This window comes from Cognataquiflexum nitidum, assembly GCF_022538055.1.
GTDB lineage: Bacteria > Bacteroidota > Bacteroidia > Cytophagales > Cyclobacteriaceae > Cognataquiflexum > Cognataquiflexum nitidum.
On record NZ_JAKZAM010000037.1, the window covers coordinates 19,939 to 46,032 of the forward strand.

Sequence of the window (26,094 nt, forward strand, 5' to 3'; positions counted from 1 at the left end):
TTCGAATAGATGTTAGTTTAATCTCTAGACAAAACAACTTTTAATTTTGCAAATCAAGGTTTTCTTGATTTTATGAGGTATGTTAGTTACATTTCGAGATGAACATATAGGTTCTAACCCGATTTCCGCCAATCAGAATTTTAATATTGTGATTATTAATAAAGGAGATTATTGTTTTGACGTTTTACTTTTTTAAAAAAGAATGATGAAAGTTGAAAAACACAAATGGAATTTTCCACTATCTGTCCCAAAAAAGGGGATTAAAAAAGGAATAAAATTATTTATTGGTAAAGCTGCTTTGCTTTTACAGCCCCCGTTGAGAGAAAAGTTATTGTCGGGCATGCATCCAAAAAACAGAATTGAAAGATTAGCACTTGCTACTTTGGTTTTTAATCTAGGAAAAAAAGGTAGTCAAGATGAACTGGCACAGTTGCACCGGAAATTATGGGAAAACCCGGAAGCTTTTCAGTTTTACGATTGGTCTGATAAAAGATTTGATTCTTGGTTTGGAACAGTAAAAGAAAAAATTGATAGAATCTACCAACAATTTTTTGAGATCGGGATAAAAAATAGAATTGTTGAAATTGGATGTGGTTCTGGGAAAATTTTAAAGCATCTTCATGAAAACCATAATTTTGAAAAATTAATTGGATTGGACATCAATCAATCTTTAATCGAATTTAATAAGTCTGGTTTTCAAGAGTATCCAAGGTTAGAATTTGAAGCTGGCGATGCAGTAACTTGGATAGCGCAAAACCATAAGTCAAATACAGTTTACATGACTTTTGGAGGAGTATTGGAATATTTCACAGAAAATGAATTGCTAGCTTTGTTTCAATCCATAAAGAAAGGAAGCCCTTCTGCCATTTTGTTTTTTGAACCTCTGGCAGAGAATTTTGACCCAAATCTTGAGCCCGGTTCGCGTATCTTTGGTTCAGAATTGAGTTTTAGCCATCCTTACACCAAGTTCGCAAAAGAAAATGGAATGGAAATCATAAACAGCGAGATAATGGAAATCGGAAGCTTCCGATTCTTACTTTTGGGAGCTTATTTTAGGTAATTTAAACTCATGCGTTTCTAAAAAGAAAGACATTTTATTGGTATGAATTAAGTTTTAATCCCTAAGTTTAAGAGAGAGTTTTTTTGCCCCTTCCTTATTCAAATGGTCAGAATCATAGAAGTCACTTTCTAGAAATGATATGTCACCAGAAAAATCCATCAAAATACAATTGGGGTATTTGATTTGAAGGTATTGTAAAAATTCTTTTGTTTTTTTTACCTGCTCCTCATTTCTTCTTTCAAAATAACTTTTATGAATGGGGGGAATGAGTAGAATCAGTTCAACTTCTTTTTTATAGCAAATCTTCGTTATTTCCTCCAAATAATTTTTGTTTGGTTCAAAAAACTCAGAGTTTGGAGTCGTATGCCAAAAGATACTGAGTTTTGCAGTTTTTTCAATATCTCGTTCCGGACTGTTTTGATAATCAGTTCCCCATCCCAAATCAGATATTTTTAAGACATTTCCTTTTTTAATGAAGTGCAAATTGAAATCCTCCAAATTCCATTTTAACATCTTTGAAAGAATGAAGTAATGGAATTTAAAATGATCGGAAGAAATTTGAAATCCAAAATCTCTGTAATAATGAGTTAATCTCCAGCTTTCAGGTGTGTGACCCAAGTCAAAAAAAAGGGTTGGATATCCAATAGGTATAACTACTTTATTTAAGCTTGGCATTTTTTCAATATACCGATCCAAAATTTTCAGATCATATTGAAGGCTTTGAGCAGGGTTTGCGGCATTAAATGCTTTCTCTTTCCAATATATAGGATCCAAATTATAATAGGCATGAGAACTTCCTAAAATCAAAGTCTCAAGTTCCTCTGCATGAGTGTCTAGGTAGTTTTTTTTATATACATATGAATTTGGAATTTGCCTCAGCGCCATTTCAAGCAGGGCTGCAGTTACAAAAAGAGGCATTAGAAAAATTAAAGCAAGTTTGATAAATTTTTTCATAGCCTAAAATTGAAAATAAATGAAATCCTGCTTTGGAGCTGCGAAGTAAAAAATGCAAAATACCAACCCATAATAAAAGGCAATTCTAAAGGGTTTCTTCCAATTCAACCCTGTTTTTTCGATAGCATATTTATTTTCTCTACCAATCCATTCCAAAATCATGAAAACTACGACCATCACTAAAACTCCCAAAGATTTTTTTACTCCCGAATAGTCAGGCATCTCAAATAGGCTTAAGGAAAAAATCCCTCTCAGAAAGGAAAAGGCATGAGGTAAATCATCAGCCCTAAAAAAAATAATTCCCAACAAAACACAACTGTTGAAAACAATCATCTGTCTAATCTCTTTTAGGTTTGGGAAAATTCTTCCTTTGGCTATCACTTCTTTAAAATTTCCACTTCTTTTCGAAAGGAAAAGAGGGAGGAAGAATAAAGCATTGAGTAACCCAAAAAATATAAATGTCCATTTTGGACCATGCCAAAATCCGATAAGAAGGAAAAGCACTACGTTGTTTCTGATTGTAATCAAAGGCCTTGATCTTAGCTTATTTCCCCCCATTGGAAAATATACATAATCTCTAAACCATGTTGAAAGCGATATGTGCCATCTTTTCCAAAATTCTGCCACATTTCTGGAGAAATATGGAAAAGCAAAATTTTGACTTAATCTAAACCCAAATAATCTTGCGGTTCCAATCGCAATATCAGAATAACCTGAAAAGTCTCCATAAATCTGTATCATAAAAAAGAAACTTCCTAAAAGCAAACTGCTGCCGTTCAAATCGCCGGAATTGAAAAAAATCTGATTTGCAAAATAGGCACAGTTATCAGCAATTACCATTTTTTTGACTAGCCCCCATAGGATTTGCCTCATTCCATCTACCGCGTTTTCGTAAACAAACTTTCTTGGTTTAAGAAACTGTGGTAACAAGTTCGAAGCCCTTTCAATAGGTCCTGCTACTAGCTGCGGGAAAAAACTTACATATGCTGAAAAAGCAATCAGATCATTTGTAGGTACCATCTTTCGTCGGTAAACATCGATGGTATAACTCATAGTTTGGAATGTATAGAAGCTGATTCCTACAGGCAAAATCAAATCCAATCCACGCGCATGAATTGGATTCCCAAAAAACGTGAATGCAGCAATAAAATTTTCAAGAAAGAACTGGTGGTATTTGAAAAAGCCCAGCAATCCCAAATTTACAGTCAAGCTTATCCAAAGATAGGTTTTCCTTCTTATTGTATTTTCTTCCTTGCCCAAAGCACGGCCAACAAAATAATCAACTAGAAGGCTGATAATAATTAAAAAAAGAAACCTCCAATCCCACCAACCATAAAAAACAAAACTACTAGCCACAACAAGAAAATTTTGAACACGCAGATTGTAATTGGTTACAAACCAATAAATGGTAAAAACCAATGGTAAAAAAATTGCAAAATCAATGGAATTAAAAAGCATTATGTCAAACCTTAATTAAAAACAAAAGATTTATTTGATTATTCAGAATTTATTATTAGTACAATAGGGTGATCAAGGTTGATTTTTCCTAAGACAAAAATATTCATACTTAGTTCAAATCAAAACTATTTTCACTTTGCGCCTACATAATTATTATGTACTCGATTCAATTACTGCGTAATTTGTGCTTTCTTAAGGATTACCCAATACTTTTCCTATTGCTATAAAATCATGTCAGTAATCGCCATTTTTGTTTCATGATTTTTTTGAAACAATCCGAATGTGTTTTTTAACTTGAATTTCCTTTAAATATTATATGCATTTACGCAATGATGCCGGTAAATAGGATATCCCATTTTTAATTCATGTATGAGGACTTAAAGGCCCAAAACATCCCTGTCCGAGGGCATGCGGGGTAGTCCGACTTCGTCCTGATGCCTCCGGACCCGTCCTGAATAAAGAGGGAATATAGGGTCAGTGGCAATGAAGTGTAAATCCATTAAATATTATCAAAAAAGAAAGCTTTATTGTGTTTTATTAAATTATTTTTAAATTGCAGTCAGTTTTTAAATCTTAAGTCACCCAATCAAAATTTAAAAACCAAACACTCGCAGGTTCTTACGTTTTTTTTGAAACAAGTTAGATTCCTTCATTTTGTCAATTAGTTTATTGTCAGGCTTATAAAAATCACAAATTATAAGGGCTCTCCTTACACAATATTTTATTATTTTATCTATCATCTATCTCGAATATAAAATGTGCGCTGAATTAATTCATAAAGGTTTTGAAAAGGCAGCCTTAAGTTATCCAAACCACTTTGCCGTTATTTTTGGAAATGAAAAAATCACGTATGCCCAGTTGGATAGGGAAGCCGAATCAGTTGCAAACCACTTAAATCAAGCTGCAAAAGGGGAAAGAATAATTGGGGTTTGTTCAAAAAAATCTATTCAAACAATTATTCATTTATTGGCAATTTTAAAATCAGGCAAAGCTTTTATGCCAATTGATCCTGATTATCCTATTGAAAGGCAAAAGTACATGATTGAAATTTCAGGATTGAAAATCATGATGGATGATGGTACTTATTCCAAACATTGGAAAGGACTGGGTCTTGTTTCTCATGGTGAATTGTCCTCTTTGTTGCCCCATAATACTCAAACAATTGATTTTGATACAGCTGTAGTTTTGTTTACATCTGGGAGCACCGGTAATCCCAAAGGTGTGGTTTTAGGTCATAAAGGATTGTGTAATAACATTGGCTTCCAATGTAAATATCCTTGGAACAGTTGTGGGGTTAAGACCCTTCAATATGCCCACTTGGCATTTGATGGGGCTATTTTGGAAATTTTTTCATCATTATGGTCAGGAGGGGAATTACATTTGATTGATGAAGAAAAACGTCTTGATAACTTAGGATTACTTGAATACCTTATCCAAAACAAAATCAATCGGGTTTTTTTACCAAATGTCGCACTTCAAACTTTGATTGAAGAATCTTTGGAACTTTCCTGCTTTCCGCTAAGCTTGACTGAAATTACTACAGCCGGTGAAGTGCTTAAGATTACAGACAAAATCAGACGTTTTTTTAAGAACCTTCCTGAAACTGTTTTAAAAAATGCATATGGCCCAACAGAGGCATCCGTCTGTGTAACAGAACTGGTTCTGGAAGGTGATCCCTTTCTATGGGAAGAAATTCCTTCCATTGGGAGTAAAATAGAAGGAGTAGAACTTTGGGTTTTAAACGGTGATCTATTCCCTGTCAAAGAAGGGGAAGTGGGAGATTTATATATTTCAGGAGAATGTTTGGCCAAAGGTTATATAAACAGAAAGGATCTTTCTGATGAAAAATTTTTCTATTGGGAATCTCCAAAGGAAGAAATCATTAGAATTTACCATACCGGAGATTTAGCTATTAAAGATAAGGAGGGTACATACAGATTCAAAGGAAGAAAAGATGATCAAGTCAAAATAAGAGGCAATCGGGTAGAGTTGGGGGAGGTTGAAATAGCCCTTTCAAAAATCCCGGGAATAAAGCAGGCCGTGGTAAAACCACAAATTGATAAATTTGGACAGAAATTTCTTTCTGGATACTTGGAAACAGGGTTTGTAGGAGCTTTGGATTTGTTTTTTGTCAAAAAGCAACTCAAAGAGATATTGCCTGATTATATGATTCCTGATTTCATGATGGAAGTAGAAAAGATGCCTAAAACCAGTTCTGGTAAAATTGACAAACAAGCACTTCCAAAACCGGAATACAAGAGACCCGAATGGGCAGGAACTTTGGTACTTCCCGTTACACCTGTTGAAAAAAACATTTTAAATATCCTTAAGGAGATATTGTTTCATAATGAGCTTAGTGTAACAGATAATTTCTTTGAGTTTGGTGGCAATTCAATTAAAGCCCAAAATGCTATCGCCCAATTACGGAAACAGTATAATTATAAAATCTCAATTGCAGGTTTTTTCCAAAATCCCACGTCTAGGTTATTATCTGAATATTTATTAAAAGAAAAAAACACCATAGAGTCAGATTTGATTTTTTTTGAAAAAAAAGAATCGTCCTTGTTTGGAATAACCCGTGGAGCTATTGTCTAAAAGTATTATGATCTTCTTTTATCTTATTAACCATTACAAAATATGTTAGTATCTAAAAATAATTCGCATAAAAATCTATCACATCTATGTTAATTTAAATTAACTCGAAGTAATATCATGTAAATGCCTGGGTAAGGAAATAGATATCATAAAAATAGAAGGTGGAGGTTACATTATCGGACAAAATCTTGTTCGGATTTATTCCCAAACATTCTGGTGACTACTCCAAAATCCCAGTTTTAAAGAATTATTCCCTAACTCCTGACAAGGTTGAAGGACTCTGAATGTTGCCTAACTTCAATAACCTGTTGTTCTGAGTGTTAAGTTTATTTTGATTTAAACTTTTGATGATCGTAATGATAAAAAGTATAAATCGGTTTGATTAATAAGAAAATTTAGAAAAAAATTTAGATTTTTGAACTAATTTTAAAAAAGATTATTGATTCATGTGGATTAGATGTACTCGCGCTATTGTTTTGTTAGAGATTGGTATATAAAAATTTAGAAAAATCTATAATACTAAATTAAACAAATAAGTCTGTTTAGAATACAAAAAAAAATATTTTACATACAAAAAATTGCATTTAAACAAAAAAATTATATTTTCGCTTTTGCAATTACATAAAGTGCCGGAAAAAAAATTGATTATTTTTAATGAATGGAAATATGTCTGAAATAGGAAGTTTAATAGAGCTTTTTAAGCTAAAGGCGAGGGAAAACCCGAAGCAAACAGCTGTCGTTTTTGATAAGTCTTCAGCCACCTTTTCTGAATTGGATTTGCTTTCAGACAAATTGGCAATTGAAATCGTTCAACGGTCAACAAACCAACAAATCATTGGAATAAGTACGACGCGTTCAATTTCTATGATTGTAGGGGTTCTTGCAATATTAAAAGCAGGAAAAACCTATATGCCTATAGACCCTACTTATCCAAAAGAAAGGCATGAAAATATGCTTGAAATTTCTGAGGCTAATACCATTTTGGCGGATGATTCAGAAAAAGACTTTTGGGTAACACTGGGACTCAATGTGATAACCTATCAATCGAATTCAACGAATAGTTCAATTAAGCTTCCCTCAGCTAACCAAGAGGTATATGCTGTTTTCTTTACATCGGGTTCTACCGGGAAACCCAAAGGTGTAATGGTTACAATGCAAGGGGGCCTTGAGTTGATACAATATAAACTAAAAACTTCACGGGCTGCAGGTGTTGGCATAAAGACGCTTCAATTTTGCCATTTAGGATTTGATATCTCAGTCAAAGAGATTTTTGTTTCTCTTTGTTCAGGAGGTGAACTTCACCTAATCGAAGAGAAAAATAGGTTAGATGCCTATTTTATGGTCAATTATGTACAAGAACAAGGAATCAATACCCTATTCCTACCAAATGTTTCGCTACAGTATTTTACCAATACCGCAGTGGTATCTGGAATTTTCCCTTCTAGTCTAATTGAGGTCAACACAGGTGGGGAGCAATTACAAATTACCCCACATGTAAGGGAATTTTTTAAAAATATCCCTGGTGCCATTCTTAAAAATAATTATGGTCCTACCGAAGCATCTATGTGGGCTTCCGAACTTGACCTACAGGGGAATCCGGATTTATGGGAAGAGATTCCTTCTATAGGTAAACCAATGCCGGGATATGGTTTTGTTATCCTTGACAATACCATGCAGCCTGTAGCACCTGGTCAAATAGGTGAATTGCATATCTATGGCAATTGCCTTGCAAAAGGCTACCTTAACAGGGAGGACTTGACCCTGACCCGATTTGTCCATTGGGAAAGTCCCGAAGGCCAAGTCATAAGGGTTTACAAAACAGGAGATTTGGTTCAATTGACTCAAAATGATCAATATTATTTCCATGGAAGAGAAGATGACCAGATCAAAATCAGAGGCAACAGGGTAGAATTGGGAGAAATAGAATCTGCCCTAGTCAACCTTCCCAATATCAAACATGCTATTGTAAAGTTAGATACCGACCCCGCTGGGATAAAATACCTTTGCGGCTATGTCCTATTTACCGACCCCACTAAAAATGACCTTTCAGCTATTAAAAATATGCTCAAGGCAAAGGTTCCGGAGTATATGGTTCCTGATTATATTTTGGCAGTAGATGAATTTCCAAAAACCAGCTCTGGAAAAGTTGATAAAAAAGCACTTCCTAAGCCTCAAAACGTGCGGCCTGTATGGGCTGAATCTTATGTTGCCCCTACAAGTCACCTAGAGAAGAAAATCACTCCAATTGTTACTGGCATCCTAAATTACAATAAGGTAAGTATCTATGACAATTTTTTCGAGTTGGGAGGCAATTCATTGAAAGCCCAAAAAGTGGTTTCTGAATTGAGACAACAACTGGGATTGGAACTCCCAATAATTAAGCTCTACCAAGTACCCACCATTTCCCAAATAGCAGCTTTTTTTGGACAAGAAAGTGCTACTAAGAATAAAAGAACAAATATTTCCACCAAAAAGTCTAAGGAAAGGGAAGTCGCAATCATCGGAATGTCACTACGGTTCCCTGGAGCAAATTCTCCCGAGGAGTTTTTGGAAGTCCTGCAAGAAGGGAAAGAAACCATCAGATTTTTCAAACCTGAAGAATTGGATCCTTTTATTCCGGAGTCTGTTAAGCAAAGCCCATATTTTGTTGGGGCAAGAGGGATTATTGATGGCTATGATTCTTTTGATGCCAATTTCTTTGGACTAAATCCAAAAGTGGCAGCCATAGCAGACCCTCAACTCCGTAAATTTCTGGAAGTTTGTCATGAATTATTGGAAAAGACAGGGCTTCGTAAATCTGATGAAGCACTGCCCATTGGAGTATATGCAGGCTGTAGCCCAAATACATACCTTTGGCATAACCTTTCATCCCATAAAGAATTGTTGGATTCTTATGGGGATTTTTTGGTTAATTCTCTCAATGAAAAAGATTACTTGGCTACGCGTACAGCATACCATTTAAACTTGACTGGCCCTGCCATAAGTGTGCATTCAGCTTGTTCCACTGCATTATTGGCGGTCTCTGAGGCAGTTGCTGCCATCCGTCAGGGTAAATGCGATATTGCCATTGCAGGGGCTTCAAGTATCAAATCTCCGGCAAAAAGTGGACACCTATTTGATGATGGCTCGGTAAATAGTAAAGATGGTCATGTTCTATCTTTTGATGATGGAGCTTCCGGAACGGTGTTCAGTGATGGCGTGGGTGCTGTATTGTTAAAAGATTATGAGTCCGCCATAGCAGACGGTGACACCATTTATGCAATTGTCAAAGGAATTGGGGTAAATAATGATGGGGGTGAAAAAGGAAGTTTTTCTGCACCAAGTGCTTCAGGACAGGCGGGTGCTATCATGGCTGCTATTGAAGATGCGGGGATTGAATCTGAGCGTATCGGCTATGTGGAAGCCCATGCCACAGCCACACCAATAGGTGATCCGATTGAAATAGAAGGTTTAAAAATGGCATTTGGAGCCACAAATAATTCTCATTTTTGTGCTTTGGGAAGTGTCAAAAGTAATATAGGACACCTTAATGCTGCTGCGGGGATTGCAGGATTGTTTAGGTCAATATTGACTTTACAAGAGAAAAAATTCTTCCCTCAAGTCCATTTCAATCAACTCAATAAAAGAATTCAAATTGAAAACTCTCCGTTTTTTATCCCACAAGCAAATCAAAAATGGCATCAGGAAGGAAAAAGATATGCAGGAATAAGTTCCTTTGGAGTAGGGGGTACCAATGTCCACTTGATTTTGGAAGAATTTTATCCAGTTGAGGAAAAAGTCGATGAACCTTCAGAACATACGGCATACTTGATTCCTTGGTCTGCCAAATCTACAGAAAGTGTGGCGGGATATGCCCTTAAGCTCCAAAATTTCATTTCCAAAAATGACCAATACCTACTTGCTTCACTCCAATCTACTTTGGTTCATTATCGAAATAACCATGCGTATCGTGGGTTTATTACAGTAAAAAACAGAGAAGAGTTGATACATAAGCTGTCAATTTTTCAGCCAAAAGACAAGGTCAACCTTCAAAATCATGAAATGGCTTTCTTGTTTCCCGGACAAGGGGCTCAATATCTTCATATGGGGCGGGGATTGTATGAGGCTTTTCCGGAGTTTCGAAATGCCTTGGATGCATGTCATTTAATATTAGAAGCGGAGATTGGACTTTCTATTCTCGATATTCTGTTTCCTTTGGTTACCGATGAAGCTGCAGAAGTTGTTTTGAGGAATACCCAAAATACCCAACCTGCCATTTTTGCAATAGAATACGCACTTGCAAAAACTTGGATTTCTTTTGGAATTCAACCTGTTTTGCTGTGTGGACATAGTATAGGCGAATTTGTTGCTGCTCATTTGGCAGGAATCATGGGATTGGAAGAGGCACTCAGACTCGTTGCATTAAGGGGTCGGCTGATCTCAAACCTTCCTGCCGGAAAAATGCTTTCTGTTCGTGCAACGGAGGAAGAAATTCGGTTTTTACTTCCAAAAGAACTTGACATAGCAGGAATAAATGCAGCCAATCAATGTGTCTTATCCGGGGAAGAAAGAGACATTCAGGCTTTTGCTGATCTCTTGGAAACGAAAGACATCGCATCAAAAGTACTTAAAACCAGCCATGCATTTCATTCCTACATGATGGATCCAATTTTGGAGGAGTTTGAAAAGATTGTTGGTTCTATACGTCTTCAAAAGCCCCGAATTCCAATAGTATCTACGGTGACCGGTACTTTCTTAACCGACGATGAAGCCATGAATCCAGCCTATTGGACTAGTCAATTAAGACAGGCTGTTCGCTTCCATGATGCCACAAAAACACTTTTGGAATTGGATCTTCCGCTTGCATTTTTGGAGGTTGGTCCGGGTAATGTCTTGACTTCCCTGATCCGACAAGCGCCTTCTGCCAAAGGAAGAGAGTTGTTTACGAGTATAATTTTCCAATCGCAAATACCCGAGTTTGAGTATTTCTTACAGCAAGTCGGCGTGATTTGGCAAAAAGGAATTAAAATCAATTTAGATCAAATAGTTCCGAATTTTGGATCTGATCATAAAGTGCCTACTTACAGTTTTAAAACCGATAGGGTTTGGATGGATCCAAAAAACCTTCCCCTCCCAAAAGTTTCTAAACCTCAGGATTCTGAAGCACCGATAAGTACAAATAATTTTTCATCACTTGAAGATATTAAAGCAAAAAACATGATTTCAAGATTAACTTTGATCAAAGAGAAAATTGTATCCATCATTAGGCATACAACCGGAATGGAAGTAACTGACGAGAATGCTTCTTTCATAGAACTTGGGTTTGATTCACTTTTGCTGACCCAATTGGCTTCTAGACTTAAACAGGAATTCAAATTAAATATTTCATTTAGACAGCTGAGTGAGACTTTAGCCAGCCTAAATGACTTGGCAACATATTTTGATTCCAACCTTCCAAAAGAGCAATTCCAACCAATTGAGGAGAGCCCTTCGGTAAAGGCAAGTAATTCCCTGACTGCCCCGCATGATTATATTCCAAATCCTACGGCTGTCTCTGAAATGATAAAAAGCAGTACAGGAGCTTCTTCCGTAGAAAATTCTCACCAAATTGCCCAGACAGGGATTTCAGGCTTGATTCAAAAACAGCTGGAATTGATGTCCCTGCAAATGCAGATGCTTTCACAGATTGGGTCGGGAGCTGCTTTGTCAGGAGGACATACAGATTTAGAGCCTATTCAAAAAGCTAAAAACATTGCCCAACCCGAAACTTCCAAAGCCCATTTGCATGCACCGCCAAAAGATGCCCTAAAGACCTTTGGAGCCATGGCAAAGATTGAAAAGGTGGTAACAAATATGACGGAAGACCAGCAGGTATTCCTGAAAGACCTTATTCAAAAATTCAACAAAAAAACTGCGAAAAGCAAGGCCTATACCCAACTTCACCGTAAACATATGGCCGACCCCAGGGTAGTGTCAGGATTCAAACCAAATACAAAAGAAATTACATATTCCCTTGTTGTAGACAAGTCCAAAGGTAGTAAAATATGGGATATAGACGGGAATGAGTACCTAGATGTACTGAACGGTTTTGGTGCCATCCTTTTTGGACATAATCCGGATTTTGTTCAGAAAGCTGTAATGGAACAATTGGAGAAAGGCTATGAAATAGGGCCTCAGCACGTATTGGCTGGGGAAGTTTCTCAGTTAATCTGTGAGTTAACGGGCCATGAAAGAGCTGCATTATGTAATACAGGGTCAGAAGCTGTCATGGCTGCTTTGAGAATAGCGAGGACCGTAACGGGACGTAATCTGGTTGTGTCTTTCAATAATTCTTACCACGGCACCTTTGATGAAGTTATCGTGCGTGGAGGAAACAACCAAACATCCTATCCTGCTGCCGCCGGCATTTTGCCTTCCCAGGTAGAAAATCTTTTGGTCTTGGATTATGGAACAGAGGAATCACTTGAAATCCTCCGCCAAAAGAAAGATGAACTTGCGGCAATTCTTGTAGAACCGGTACAAAGCAGAAGACCTGAGTTTCAGCCTGTCGAATTTTTAAAGGAAATACGTAAAATTGCCACTGAAAGTGGTTCGGTTCTGATTTTCGATGAAGTTATTACAGGCTTTAGAACACACTTGAAAGGAACTCAAGGGCTATTCGGAATCAAGGCGGACATAGGAACTTACGGTAAAGTTATCGGAGGTGGGCTTCCTATTGGAGCACTTGCAGGTTCTGCGGAATTCATGGACGCTCTAGATGGTGGATATTGGCAATTTGGAGATGATTCTATGCCTGAGGCTGGTGTTACATATTTTGCAGGAACCTTTGTACGACATCCCTTGGCTTTGGCAGCAGCAAAGGCTTCCTTGGAGTATTTCAAAAAAGATAACGGTGCTATCCATGCGGATTTGAAGCAGAAGACCGACCGAATAGCCCATTCTTTGGATAGTTATTTCGTAGAAATGGGATTACCGTTTTATATAGCCCATTTTGGTTCTCTTTGGAAATTGAAATACCATCAAGAACTACCTTATACCGATTTGATATTTATTATGCTCCGTGAAAGGGGAATACATATTTATGACGGGTTTCCTTGCTATTTGACTACACAAATAACCGAATCCGACGTAGACTTAATTATTACAAAATTCAAAGAGGTAATTGGTGAATTGCTTCAGGTAGGATTCTATGGAGGAAGCAAAACTATTTCATCCTCAATTCCAATAAGCACAGGCTTTTCTCAGCCCCCTGTGCCTGGTGCACGATTAGGTAAGGATGAGTATGGAAATCCTGCATGGTTTTTAAAAGATGAACATAATCCAAATAAATTTGTCAAACTCGAAGTGGATTAGTAAACAGAAGCAATAAGTATTGAAAATATAAAAATCAGGAATTCATTCTGTTATTTATTTTAAATAACAAGATAAATCCCAATTCATTCTTTTTCGTTGAGATTAATTTGACCTGAGAAAGGGTCAAATACTGAGCTTGATGAGAAAGGTAGTTGTACAATATGAATTTTAATAAAATAATGGATCCCCGCCCGGTAAATTTTAAATTAATCCCCATAGATTATGATCCTTTTGGAGAATCGCCAATTTCGAAGGTAGAGAGGCTAGTAGATGCGCAAAGAGAAATTTGGCTTTCTTGTATCTTGGGAGGAAGGGAGGCCAAACTTGCTTACAACCAGTCAGCATCCTTAAAGTTAGGAGGTACACTTAATAAGGATTTCCTTCGAAAGGCCTGTGACATCCTTGTGTCGCGTCATGAGTCCTTAAGACTAGAGTTTGCGACCAATGGCCAATATTTTATGGTTAGGGAAAGTGTGGCCATAGACTTCTTTTTCCAGGATTTGACGACTATGGATTCTATAAGCCAAGACAAAGTAATTGAGGATTTTCTTGAGAAGGAAGTATTATTCGATTTTGAATTAGAGAAAGGTCCCTTGGTTAAATTCTCCTTGTTGAAACTTTCGGAGGAGCTCAATTTGTTTACAGTCACTACCCACCACCTTGTAGTAGATGGATGGTCCTTTGGAGTGATTTTTGAGGAAATCGGAAAGATTTATTCATCTTTTATGGATAAAACTACCCATGACCTGCCTGAACCTACCCAATTCAGTGCCTATTCCCAACAAATGGAAGCTTTCACCAATAGTCAGGAATTTTCCAAATTGGAATCCTATTGGCTGAAAAAATATAAGCATTTACCGCCTCAGCTTGAAATGCCTACAGATGGCCAAAGGCCTTCTTTCAGAACCTTTGTCAGTAGGAGGGATGATTTCGTCCTGGACAGCCACCGCTTAGACCGTCTCAAGAACCTTAGCAAGTCAGCGAATGCTAGCCTAGTGAATACGGTTATGGCTGTATTTGAGATTTTTCTGCATAAAATAACAGGTCAGGATGATATAGTAGTAGGAATGCCAACAGCCGGACAGGCAGGCACCGATAATTTGGGTTTGGTAGGACATTGCGTCAACCTTTTGCCGATAAGAACCCGCATCCATAATTCTTGGACTTTTATGGAATACCTGTCCAACCGTAAAAAAGAACTTTTGGATGACTATGACCACCAGTTATATACCTTTGGTAACCTGATCCAGCATTTAAATATCCCCAGAGATCCTTCTAGGATTCCTCTTGTCCCTGTCATCTTTAATATTGACATGGGGATGGACAACGACATTAATTTTTCAGGTTTATCATTTGAATTGATCAGCAACCCTAGGAAATACGAAAATTTTGAACTTTTTCTTAACCTTACCAACCGAAAAAAAGACTTAGTTTTTGAATGGTCTTACAATACTGACCTGTTTAAGAAAGATACTGTGGCTTATTGGATGGATGGTTTTTTGGGTTTATTGGAGGACTTGACCACTAATCCGCAACTTAAAATAGAAGATATAGTATTCAACCGGGATTTAAACCAGTCTAAATTATTGGAATGGAATGCAACCGATATGGAATTGCCGGTTCAAGGTTCATTTTTAGAGCTTTTTTTCCAGCAGGTTGAAAAGAATCCCCTAAAAAAGGCTCTTCTAACGTCACAAAAAGAATTTAGTTACCTGGAATTAGCTTGGGCTGCGCAAAATATTTCGCAACAGATCAAGGACTTGGAAATCAGAAAGGGAGAAGTGGTCGGTGTTCTGCTCGATAGAAATGAAAAATTGTTGCCGGCAATGTTGGGAGTACTCATGTCAGGCTGTGCCTATGTACCCTTGGATCCCTCTTTCCCAAAGGACAGGATTCAATACATGCTTCAGAATTCAGGGGCTTCCTTGTTGATCGTTGAAGGGGAAACTATGTGGCAGGAGCCTCTTTCCATCAAAAAATTAATGTTGGAAACACTTAATTCTTCTAGCCCTAGCCATTTGCCAACAATTCAATACCCTGATTCCTCTGATTTAGCCTATATTTTGTATACCTCAGGCTCTACAGGCTTACCAAAGGGCGTTAAGGTGAGCCACCTCAACCTATTAAATTTCTTAGTGAGTATGGGGCATGAGCCCGGATTGAATCCTGAGGATACATTATTAGCCATTACCACCATATCCTTTGACATCGCGGGCTTGGAGTTATTTTTGCCTTTAACCACCGGAGCAAGCATAGTTTTGGCGGACAGAGAAAGCACCAAAGACGGCAGACTCTTACTGAAGTTGATGGACCGATATGGCGTTACCTGTATGCAGGCTACACCTGCGACCTGGAGAATGTTGATAGTTTCGGGATGGGATAGACCTAGGACCTTGAAAGTACTCTGCGGAGGTGAAGCACTTCCTACAGATTTAGCTGTTAAATTATTGGAATTAGTAGGGTCCTTTTGGAATGTTTATGGTCCTACCGAAACTACCATTTGGTCTACGGTCAAGGAAATAAAAAATCTCGAAGATATTAATATTGGAAGACCGATAGCCAATACACAAATTTATATTTTGGGTGAAAACCTTCATCCAACCCCTGTAGGAACAGTAGGTGAAATTTGCATTGGAGGTATCGGCGTGGCATTGGGGTACCACCAAAGGGAGGATTTGACCAAGGAGAAATTTATCGCTGACCCATTCCGAATAGGAGGGACCATTTATCGCACAGGTGATTTAGGTAAATTCCTTCCAAACGGGGAGATAGTTTGCTTTGGCAGAATGGATCATCAGGTCAAAATAAGAGGATACCGGATTGAATTAGGAGAAATTGAAGCAAGGTTAAACCAAATACCTGGAATCAGGCAGGCTGTAGTAAACACCTTTTCTGAAATAAACGGAAACAATTCACTTGCTGCATATTTAGTCTTGTCTCCTGAGATTTCCGATCAGTTTTTCGAAAAAGAACTAATTGAAATTAAAGGGAAACTCAAAGAAAGTCTTCCGGACTATATGATTCCTTCTGAGTGGCTGATTTTGGATAAATTGCCTTTGACCCAAAACAACAAGGTAGACCGAAAGAGTCTTCCTTTACCGGAAAAAACCAAAGATCATTCTAGTACTGATTTAGAAGAACTCGCTAGTCCATTTCAGCATACTATAGCCAACATTTGGTCAAAAGTTCTCAGAAAGGAAAATTTTTCACCAAAATCTAATTTCTTTGATTTGGGAGGCCATTCACTTTTAGCGGTAGAAATGATGGTGATTTTAGAGAAAGAAACAGGTTTGAAGCTGCCAATAACCAGAATATTTCAATTCCCTATACTGGAGGATTTTGCCCTGCAGATATCCATTAAGGAAACCAAAGATAATACTTGGAACTCGGTAGTACCTATTCAAACTAAAGGGAATAAAGTCCCACTTTTTCTCATCCACGGTGCCGGGGCAAACATCACCCCTTTCTATGGTTTGGCCCAACATTTATCAGATGAACAGCCGGTCTATGGCATTCAATCCAAAGGATTGGATGGTGTAGAAGCTCCCCTTGAATCTATAGAATCCATGGCGGCATACTATTTAGGAGAGATAAGGAAGGTATTTCCGAAAGGGCCATTCCATGTAGGAGGACAGTCATTCGGTTCATATGTGGCTTTTGAGATAGCGAAGCAACTTAAATCCCAAGGGGAACCTGTAGGAAAAGTATTCTTATTTGATGTTTCTGCCTATCAGTCTGAAACTAAGATGAACTCTTGGGATAGGATGAAGCTAAAAGTTAATCAAGAAATTGAAAAAAGGATTGTTGACATTGATTTGGCCATCAACCATCCTGATTCCTTCAAAAGGATGAAGGCGAGTTCATTTTCCCGCAAAAAGGGATTTATTCAAAATTGGCTTGGAACAGATAAGGATAAAAAAGCATCTGATTTATTCATGACGATTGAGAAAATCAGAAAAATTAACCATAAGGCAATGGATGAATATATCCTTTCGCCCTATGAGGGGGAGATTGTGCTTTTCAAAGCGAAGATCAAAACATTTTTGGTTGGAGAAAAAGAGTATTATGGATGGAAATCTTTTGCTCAGCAGGTTATCCCTGTTGAGGTGGAAGGGGACCATAACTCCATGATAGAAGACCAAGATTTATCAATTCATTTTGCATCTAAATTACAACAGATTATGGACGGAGATCAATAGTTGAATACTTCAATCCGATTGAATCATTATATTTGTGACATATTTGAGCACTATTCCAAAAGCTATTTACAGAAATTTTATTTTTCAGGCAAACCTGACCATTTTTGGAATCAACCGTATGAATCCAAATTGAGTAAATTTCTTGTGCTTTTCATTAGAATTGCGTTAATTTTGATCTTGTATTTTGCATCATTCACCTTTTAATTTGAAATACAAAAAAAAATATTTGAAATACATTTATTTTATTATAAAAAGTTTATACCTTTACCAAGTCTTTGTTACCCAACGACTCGAGTTTCTATCCGCAAATAAAAATTAGTAATTTTATGAAAATCAGAAAAGTATTTTTCTTACTTATTGGTATTGTTTTTTTGGCATTCGGCTGCATTTCCAACAAAAGAGTGGTTTATATGCAGGATTTGCCGAAAGGTGAATCTTTGGTCAAAATGGGCGAAATGATTCCTTCCAAATTTGAGGAATATCTGTTGCAATACAATGATGTTGTGGAAATCAATATCAAGACCTCTGATCCATCATTGAATCAGATGTTGGATATTAATGCTAATGGGGCTTCTGCAGCAGGAGGTCGGATGATGATGGGTGGAGGGCTCATGTCAGGTGGCGATATCTTTTATTTGAGTGGATATACCTTGGATGACAACGGATTTGTCGACATGCCGGTGTTGGGTAAGCTGAAACTTGTAGGATTAAATTTAGAAGATGCCAAAATTTCGGTAGAAAATGAACTAAAAAGATATGTTAAAGACGATGATTTTTTCGTTAGAATAAGGTTGGGAGGTATCAGATTTAGTGCTTTGGGAGAGTTTGCACGCCCAGGGAAATATACTGTATTGCAAAATAGAGTAACTATTTTCGAGGCAATTGCAACTGCAGGTGATTTGTCAGTAGTAGCCAAAAGAGACAATGTCATGTTAATTAGACAATATCCTGATGGTTCTAGGGCTCACAGAATTAATTTGAACAACAAAGAAATTATGAATTCTGAATTTTATTTTGTCCGACCCAATGACATGATTTATGCAGAACCCATGAAAGTCAGAGAATTGGGAACAGGAACCACTCTTTTACAAACCATCCAAGTTTTAGCAAGTCTGGCAACCTTGGCATTATTGGTTTATACTACTACCAACAACAATTAAGAAAATGAAAAACATATCTCAACCTCAAATAAATCAAGTGATTCAAATGGAACAAACCGAAAAACCATTTGATCCAATAAAATTTTTGTTGAAAGTAATTAAATTTTGGCCCCTAATTTTGATTTTCGTTATAATGACAGGGTCATTGGGTTTTTTTATAAATAAAACAACAGCGCCTCTTTATCAAGTCCAGGCAAAATTTTTTATAAAAGATGATTTTAACAACCTTGGTATTTTGAACCTGACAGGTATGCCAAAGATGGCTGGATCAGATATGTACCAAAAAATGGCAAATGAAGGTATTTTTTTACTATCTAAACCTATTGCTTCAAGGGCACTTGACAAATTGGAATTTAGTGTAGACTATTTTAATATAGGCACATTTGTTAATACTGAACTCTATAAAAGCTCACCAATTAGGGTGGAGGTAGATTGGAATCATCCCCAATTAACAGGAGGTCAAATTGGAATAATTTGGGAAAATAAAACACAATTTAAATTATATTTTCCAGACGAAGTCTATACAAAATTTCTGGATGGTAGCAGTGGTGAAGAAATTTCTGTTCAAAAGACGTTGAATGATGTTTTTTCTTTTGGAGAAACCGTGGAGCTTCCTTTTTTGAAATTGAAAGTAATTCTAGTTAATAATACTGAGCAAGGAGAAATTTTGATAGCTGTTAAGCCTAAATCATTTTTGATTTCGAAATATACAGGAGAAGACTTACAAGTTTTTCCGGTACACCAAATGTCTTCAGTATTAGGGTTGTCTCTAAATACCTCACATCCCCAAAAAGGTGCAGATTACCTTAACGCACTTATGGAGGTATATCTTGAAATAGAATTGGAGGAAAAAAACAGGCTTGCAAGAAATACCGTTGATTTTATTGATAGTCAAATTTCAGGTGTTTCTGACACTTTAAGTTATTATGAAACCAATCTCCAGAATTTTAGAAGTGTCAACAAAACCATAAATTTGAGTGAAGAGAGTTCTACCTATTTTCAAGAAATCACCAATCTTGAAAAGGAACTTTCTCAAGAAAAATTCAATAAAGATTATTTTGATAACCTAAGAGAATACTTAGTGAGAGGAAATTATGAACAGATCCTAGCTCCTGCTGGCCTAGGAATTCAGGATTTGACATTAAATAGTTTGATTGCTGATTTGGTAAAACAGCAATCTGAAAGAAACAACCTTCTCAATACCCAAACTGAAGCCTCGCCTAGAGTAAAAGAAATTACCAGAAAAATCGATGATACTAAATCTTCTTTATTCGAAGTAATAAGAAATTTGAGTTCAAAATCCCAGTTTATGATTTCGGACCTAGAAGCTAGAATAGGTAAAATAGAACGGCAATTTACAAGGCTTCCATCAACGGAACAAAATCTTTTGAAAATTGAAAGAGGAAAAAATCTCAATGAAGCAATATATAATTATCTTCAGCAAAGAAGAGCAGAGTCAGCAATTTCCATGGCTTCTAATTTTGCTTCAAATAAAATAGTGGAGTATGCCATTCCGAATTATTCCCCAATTACCACCAGAAAGACAGCCATTTATCTTATATCAATTGCGATGGGATTTATTTTGCCTGTTTTGGCAATTTTGATCATTCTTTTATTTGATAACAAAATAAAGGATTCCAAGGAATTGGAAGTTGATCTCCAAGTTCCATTGATTGGCAAAATTCCTAAAAGTAAAAATAATATTACACTTTCTGTATTGAATGAACCGAGATCTGCTGTCGCAGAATCATTTAGATCCATAAAAACCAATATTGGTTTTATTGTCCCTTATGATAAACAATTGACTATTGCGGTTTCTTCTACTATCTCAGGAGAGGGAAAATCATTTACTGCTATTAATTTGGCTTCAATTTATTCTTTGAATAAAAAGAAAACAATTTTAGTTAGTTGCGATATGTTCAAACCAAATGCTATGCAGGGCTTTGATTTAGCAAGCAAGATCGGCCTTTCAAATTACCTTAGCCATCAAGTTGACTCAGTATTTGATATCATTCAATCTACAAAGCATTCCAATCTGGACGTAATATATGCAGGGGTAATTCCTCCTAACCCGTCCGATTTGTTGGCTTCACCAAGATTTGCAGCCTTAGTCGAACAACTTAAAGGTATTTATGATGTCATTGTATTAGATACACCTCCGGTTGGTTTGATTTCTCAATCTTTAGAGGTCACAAAACATGTGGACTTAATAACTTTTGTGTTTAGATACAACTTAAGTGAAAGATCATATATTGAGGATTTAAATTCTTTAAAAATGAAAAATGGCATCCATCATATTTATGCTATTTTAAATGATGTTCCATCAAGGGAATTGACCTATAAGGGGATGGATTATGGTTATTATGAGGAGGCTAGCCCAAAAAATTCTAAGAATAAAAAAGCCATCGTTGAGGAAAAAGTAACTACATAAATAATAAAATATCAACCAAAAACTGTAATGGAATTATTTGTCTGATTTTTTCTAAAATCCAACAGTTTCACGCGAAATCAAAAAAAGAATATGAAAGTTTTTTTTATTTTGACTGAATTATTTATTTTAATTTTTGCAGGGTATGTTCTTTGGAAAAAAAAAGAACTAGTTATAGTGTATTTACCGCTGCTACTTTTTTGTGACGGCATGATCGAAAAAAGTTTACCTGCAACCATCAGTTATTTGATTCAGGTAGGAATGTTGGGATATTTGGTATTTTATAATTTAAAATACTTGAAATCAAATATCTTTTCAATTTTAATTGTGCTTTACTTTATTATGCTATTACCCTATTCCAAAGATTTGAATAGAATCAGACCTGATTTTGTTGCTGCAATTATGGTCTTTACTTTAATTCCATTGTTTGCTGAAGTTTATAAGAAATATCCTAGGGATGTCATATTTGAAGAATTGGCTAAATCATCTACCTTGATACTGGTTTTTTTTATAATCAATACAATTCTTTCTACTTTATTTAAATATAATCCTATGGAAATGTACGGGATTACCTCTGGAATCTTGTACGGTAAGGTTTTTTTGACTGATTTCAATATTTTGGTTTTTGCCTCATTTTTAGTAATCAGAAAAGGAATTAAAGATAAAAGTTTAATTCACATTGCTCTTTATTTGACCGCTGTTTTTTTTATATTACTTTCCTTTAGAAGAACAGTTATGGCTTTAACAATACTAGGAACTATTATTGTTATGGTCGAATTACTTAACTTCAAGCAAATTAAAGATTTCATACTCTATGGAGCAATTATTGGTCTTGTAAGCCTTGTAGTAGTATATTATACAGGTTTTATTGACGTTTTTTGGGAAAGATATGAGCTCCGGAATCTTGAAGATAGGGCTCTTGGAGAGGAGAAAAGGTTAATGGAACTTGACTTGATGTACAAAGATTTTTTTGTGTATTTTGATTACAGCCCTTGGTTTGGTTATGAATTGTTTGATTATAGGGGGCCCAATTATGGTAAAGGAATTTTTGGAGATGATAGGCCTTTACATTCGGATTACGCTACTATTGCTCACAGTTCTGGTCTCATTGGACTTATTTTGTATATTTCATTGGTCATAACTGCAACATTGAAAATTTGGAGAAGAACCTTTTCCAGGGCAGATTATTTACAGTTTTTTCTCTGTCTCATGGCTTTTGGAGTCTTTTTTATTACTGGAAGATATACAGGTGCAGCTTTTATGGGAATGATGTTTGGCTTATGGACATTACCATTGGGAAGAAAAATTGTAAGTAAAAAGATTCAAGGGTATTAATTTTATTATTAGCAGATTGATTTTAATTTAAAAATAACTACAAAAATTAATGAATATTATTTAAGAATAAGTTCAGTATCCTATCTAGCTAAAATTTAATATAGAAAATAATTATTCACTGATTTATTTTTACTTATATAGTTTATTATAATTGAAACAACTGATAAAATAAAAAATAAGTGGAGTGAAAAAAACAGAAAACTAACGTTTAACAAAACCTCAAATAAATATCAAACAATAAATAACACTAAAATGAAGATTGGTATTCTCACATTTCACTATATGATTAATCAAGGGTCTATATTGCAGGCATATTGTGTATTTAAATTGTTGCAAGAAAGATTTCCTAATTCAGAAATTGAAATCATTGATTTAATTCCAAAAAATAGAGGAAATGGGGAAAAAAAATTCTTTAAAAAATCAGTTCCTTTTATTCGATTTGATTATTTAGCAAGATTTATTTCCATGAGAAAATTTTTAAAAAATAGAGTTAAATTTTCTCCCAATTGTGATAGTATGGATTTAGGCTCACAAATAGCTTTTATAAACGAACAAAATTATGACATAGTATTTACCGGTAGTGATACTGTTTGGATGGATTCTGAAAAACTTAATCATATTTTACCCCATATTTATTATTTACCTAAGGGAATTAAAACAAAGAAAAATGCCGTCGCTGCCTCTCTTGATCCGCTAAAAGATGAATCTAGATTTTTTCATAAAAGAATTGAATTATCTGAAAATTTGTCTGAATTTGATAATATTTTAGTTAGAGATAATATTACCTTTGAATTAATTAATTCAATTATCCCAAATAAGGCTCGTCAGATATCAGATCCAACTATTTTATATTCTTTTGAAGAAAATTTAAATATTCGAAAGAATAAGGAAGGTGTCAAGGGAAAAATTAGAATTCATATTTCTTTTGGAGAAAAAAGTGTTAAAGAAAAAATTAAAGAATTATTAATTTCTGAAAACACCTTTGAAATCATTGATTTTGTTGAGAAAAGTAATGTTTTCTCCGGTGATCATATTGTGGATTATCTTAATGAGTATGCTGATATTGACATTTTGATAACTGACCGATTTCATAGATCAATTTTTGCTTTAAAGTTATCTTCTGCCTTAATTATAAATGTAGAACATTTTAAAAAGAATCCCTTACCAAAAAGTAAAGGCAGGGACCTTTTTTCTAAACTTGGATGCCCGGAGTATTGCATAAGATACGAAGAAAATGGCGAGAGTGATTTAATAAATTCAATTAAAAATTTAATTAATAATTGGGATCAAGACCGATTTTTGAATAGGGAACACAGGCTAAAACAGTTTATTTCCGAGAATCAAATGTTTTGGCAAAAGGTTGATTTTTAGGTTTAGAAATATTCATTAGTTAATCCTTTCTGTCGGTATGGTTTTCATTATAGAATAAGAATTGAAAAGAGTTATGGAATTGAAAAAATCCAAAGAAAATCATAAGCAAAGAGCTTATTTAAATTCATTAACAAGTATAATTGACCAAATTGCTAAACAAGTAATGGGTTTTGTAGTAAATCCATTTGTAGTTAAAGGTTTAGGGAATTCTTTGTTCGGAGTTTATCAGATAGTTTTGGAAATATCTGGATACGCAAATTTAGCAGATACTCAATCTACCCAAGTTTTAAAATGGACCTTAGCAAAAAATAGAAATGTTTTTACCAAAGAAGAGTTAAGATCTGAAATTTCAACCGGTCTTTATATAATCTTTTTGATTTTACCCTTTTTACTTATTGTAGGGGCTATACTTAGTTGGTTTGCTCCAACTATTATGAATGTTGATGCAGTTTATGAGGACTTAGTTAGGAAAGTTTCTGCTATTGTTATTTTTGCTGTTGTTATCAGTAAATTCTCCAATTTTTTTGAATCAATATTAAGAGGTTTAAATCTTGGTTATAAAGGAATGGGCGTCAAAACCTTGCTCATTGTTATTGGTGGAATTTGCAAAATATTTGTGATTAATTATGGATATGGATTGATCGGTCTAGTTCTTCTGCAAGTAATTATTGCTTTTTTAACAGTTGTCATATTTTTTTATTTAGTAAAGAAAAATGTACCCTGGTTTGCATTGGGCAAAACAAACAAAAACAAGATTATTTCTTATACAAAATTAAGTGGTTGGTTTATGGCTACCAAAGTAGCTGGAATGGTATTGTTCAATAGTGAAAAAATTCTACTTGGATTTTTTATAGGCCCTGAAATTGTAACAATTTATGTGTTGACTATGTTTACTACCTCTGCCTTGAAGGGGGTATTGGATTCTGTAGTCTCCGGTGTTATACCGGGCATAGGTACTTTTTTTGGTTTAGGAGAATTTGACAAAATCAGAAAATCGCGTTTGTTAATAAGTAATTTAATTTGGTTTACCTCTTTTAGTTTCGGAAATGCTATTCTATTGTTTAATCCTTCCTTTTTAAATCTTTGGGTTGGTAGAGAGAATTTCGCAGGTTCTTTTGAGAACTTTTTAATTTTATTAATGGCTATCCAATATATATTTTTCTTTACTACGGGTAACTTTATAAATGTCACGTTGGATTTAAAAACAAAAGTTTATTTGACAGGATTGTCTGCAATAGTCTCTATTGGTTTTGCTTATTTTCTTATTCCACTCATGGGTATTTCCGGATTATGCTTAAGTGTTTTATTGGGTAGAAGTATATTATCGATTGGATTTCCAATTATTTTAAATAGGAAAATAAATAATAATAATAAATTTATAACACTCGAGGATTTGAGAATTTCTCTACTTTCTTTGTTGGGGTTGGCGCTTGCTTCATATTTTCAGTCATATATTAACATAGAGAATTGGTACATACTTATTATCTCTGGAATTCTTGTTACTCTGATTTCTGGTCTTCTCTTTTGGGTTTTTGTAATTGAAAACCAAAATAAAAAATTGATTCTGGAACAATTAAAAAAAATAAAAATGTTTAAAACAAATTGAAATTCAGTAAGGTAAAATCTTTTGGTTCTATATTTCATGATTTGGAATGAGGAATAGGGTTTTGATACTCGTAATTTTGATTGATAAGCAACAACGAAAATTTTGAAATAGCACACGGCTTGGGAGAGGAATGGCATCTAATTGAATTTGTTTGGACTTAGAAATATGAAGTTTTTTATTTCGGTTAGATACCTATATTGATTTCGAGAAGTGGTTTTAATTTACCGATGGTAAAACCCATGATATAGTTGAAAGGAAATGAATCATTTAAATTTTTTCCACCTATATTTTTTTTGCATGTAAGAGTTCAAAGGATTCAATTACCAGATGGTAAAACCAAGACAGTCAAGGTTAATTTGGCGTGTTTGGGTAGTGGTTTTACTTTAATATTTGAAGTCTACAGCATACTTCTCAATTATTAAGAATTGTTTGTAAATAAATTATATGTGTATCCGCATGAATGCACGTGACAAAATTTGACAATAAGTGTCAATAATTTGTGGTTGAAGTATAGTGGTTGTTTCTTGTACTAAAATATGAAACATTATGACCATACTACAATTCATGCAAAATTTTCCTGATGAATCAAGCTGCGA

The 26,094-nt window shown here is 35.3% G+C and carries 11 protein-coding genes; 9 read left to right on the forward strand and 2 right to left on the reverse strand.

Annotation, left to right across the window (positions count from 1 at the left end):
* Positions 1-202 precede the first annotated feature (202 nt).
* The gene (locus MMU07_RS19220) at positions 203-1,060 is read left to right on the forward strand and encodes a class I SAM-dependent methyltransferase (RefSeq protein WP_241128232.1); all 858 of its coding nucleotides are present in this window, start codon (positions 203-205) and stop codon (positions 1,058-1,060) included.
* A gap of 54 nt (positions 1,061-1,114) precedes the next feature.
* Here the strand turns inward: MMU07_RS19220 and MMU07_RS19225 are convergent, their stop codons facing one another.
* On the reverse strand, positions 1,115-2,014 hold the full coding sequence (locus tag MMU07_RS19225; protein ID WP_241128233.1) for a hypothetical protein: 900 nt from the start codon (positions 2,012-2,014) through the stop codon (positions 1,115-1,117).
* A 3-nt stretch (positions 2,015-2,017) separates the two neighbouring features.
* On the reverse strand, positions 2,018-3,370 hold the full coding sequence (locus MMU07_RS19230) for an MBOAT family O-acyltransferase (RefSeq protein WP_336246208.1): 1,353 nt from the start codon (positions 3,368-3,370) through the stop codon (positions 2,018-2,020).
* 858 nt (positions 3,371-4,228) lie between these two features.
* Here MMU07_RS19230 and MMU07_RS19235 point away from each other — a divergent pair.
* The 8 genes from MMU07_RS19235 (at position 4,229) to MMU07_RS19270 (ending at position 25,498) form a co-directional block, all read left to right on the forward strand.
* Complete coding sequence (locus tag MMU07_RS19235; protein ID WP_241128235.1) at positions 4,229-6,067, forward strand: non-ribosomal peptide synthetase; 1,839 nt, start codon at positions 4,229-4,231, stop codon at positions 6,065-6,067.
* Between the two features lie 666 nt (positions 6,068-6,733).
* On the forward strand, positions 6,734-13,399 hold the full coding sequence (locus MMU07_RS19240) for a type I polyketide synthase (protein WP_241128236.1): 6,666 nt from the start codon (positions 6,734-6,736) through the stop codon (positions 13,397-13,399).
* Between the two features lie 179 nt (positions 13,400-13,578).
* Positions 13,579-17,598, forward strand: coding sequence for a non-ribosomal peptide synthetase (locus MMU07_RS19245; protein ID WP_241128237.1), 4,020 nt, complete (start codon positions 13,579-13,581; stop codon positions 17,596-17,598).
* A gap of 326 nt (positions 17,599-17,924) precedes the next feature.
* A complete protein-coding gene (locus MMU07_RS19250; RefSeq protein ID WP_336246209.1) occupies positions 17,925-18,758 on the forward strand; it encodes a polysaccharide biosynthesis/export family protein in 834 nt (277 codons plus the stop codon).
* A 4-nt stretch (positions 18,759-18,762) separates the two neighbouring features.
* The gene (locus tag MMU07_RS19255; protein ID WP_241128238.1) at positions 18,763-21,189 is read left to right on the forward strand and encodes a GumC family protein; all 2,427 of its coding nucleotides are present in this window, start codon (positions 18,763-18,765) and stop codon (positions 21,187-21,189) included.
* Between the two features lie 90 nt (positions 21,190-21,279).
* Positions 21,280-22,521 (forward strand): O-antigen ligase family protein, encoded by a 1,242-nt coding sequence (locus MMU07_RS19260; protein ID WP_241128239.1) that lies wholly within the window; start codon positions 21,280-21,282, stop codon positions 22,519-22,521.
* Between the two features lie 252 nt (positions 22,522-22,773).
* Positions 22,774-23,892 (forward strand): polysaccharide pyruvyl transferase family protein, encoded by a 1,119-nt coding sequence (locus MMU07_RS19265; protein WP_241128240.1) that lies wholly within the window; start codon positions 22,774-22,776, stop codon positions 23,890-23,892.
* A gap of 73 nt (positions 23,893-23,965) precedes the next feature.
* The gene (locus MMU07_RS19270) at positions 23,966-25,498 is read left to right on the forward strand and encodes an oligosaccharide flippase family protein (RefSeq protein WP_241128241.1); all 1,533 of its coding nucleotides are present in this window, start codon (positions 23,966-23,968) and stop codon (positions 25,496-25,498) included.
* Positions 25,499-26,094: the final 596 nt, after the last annotated feature.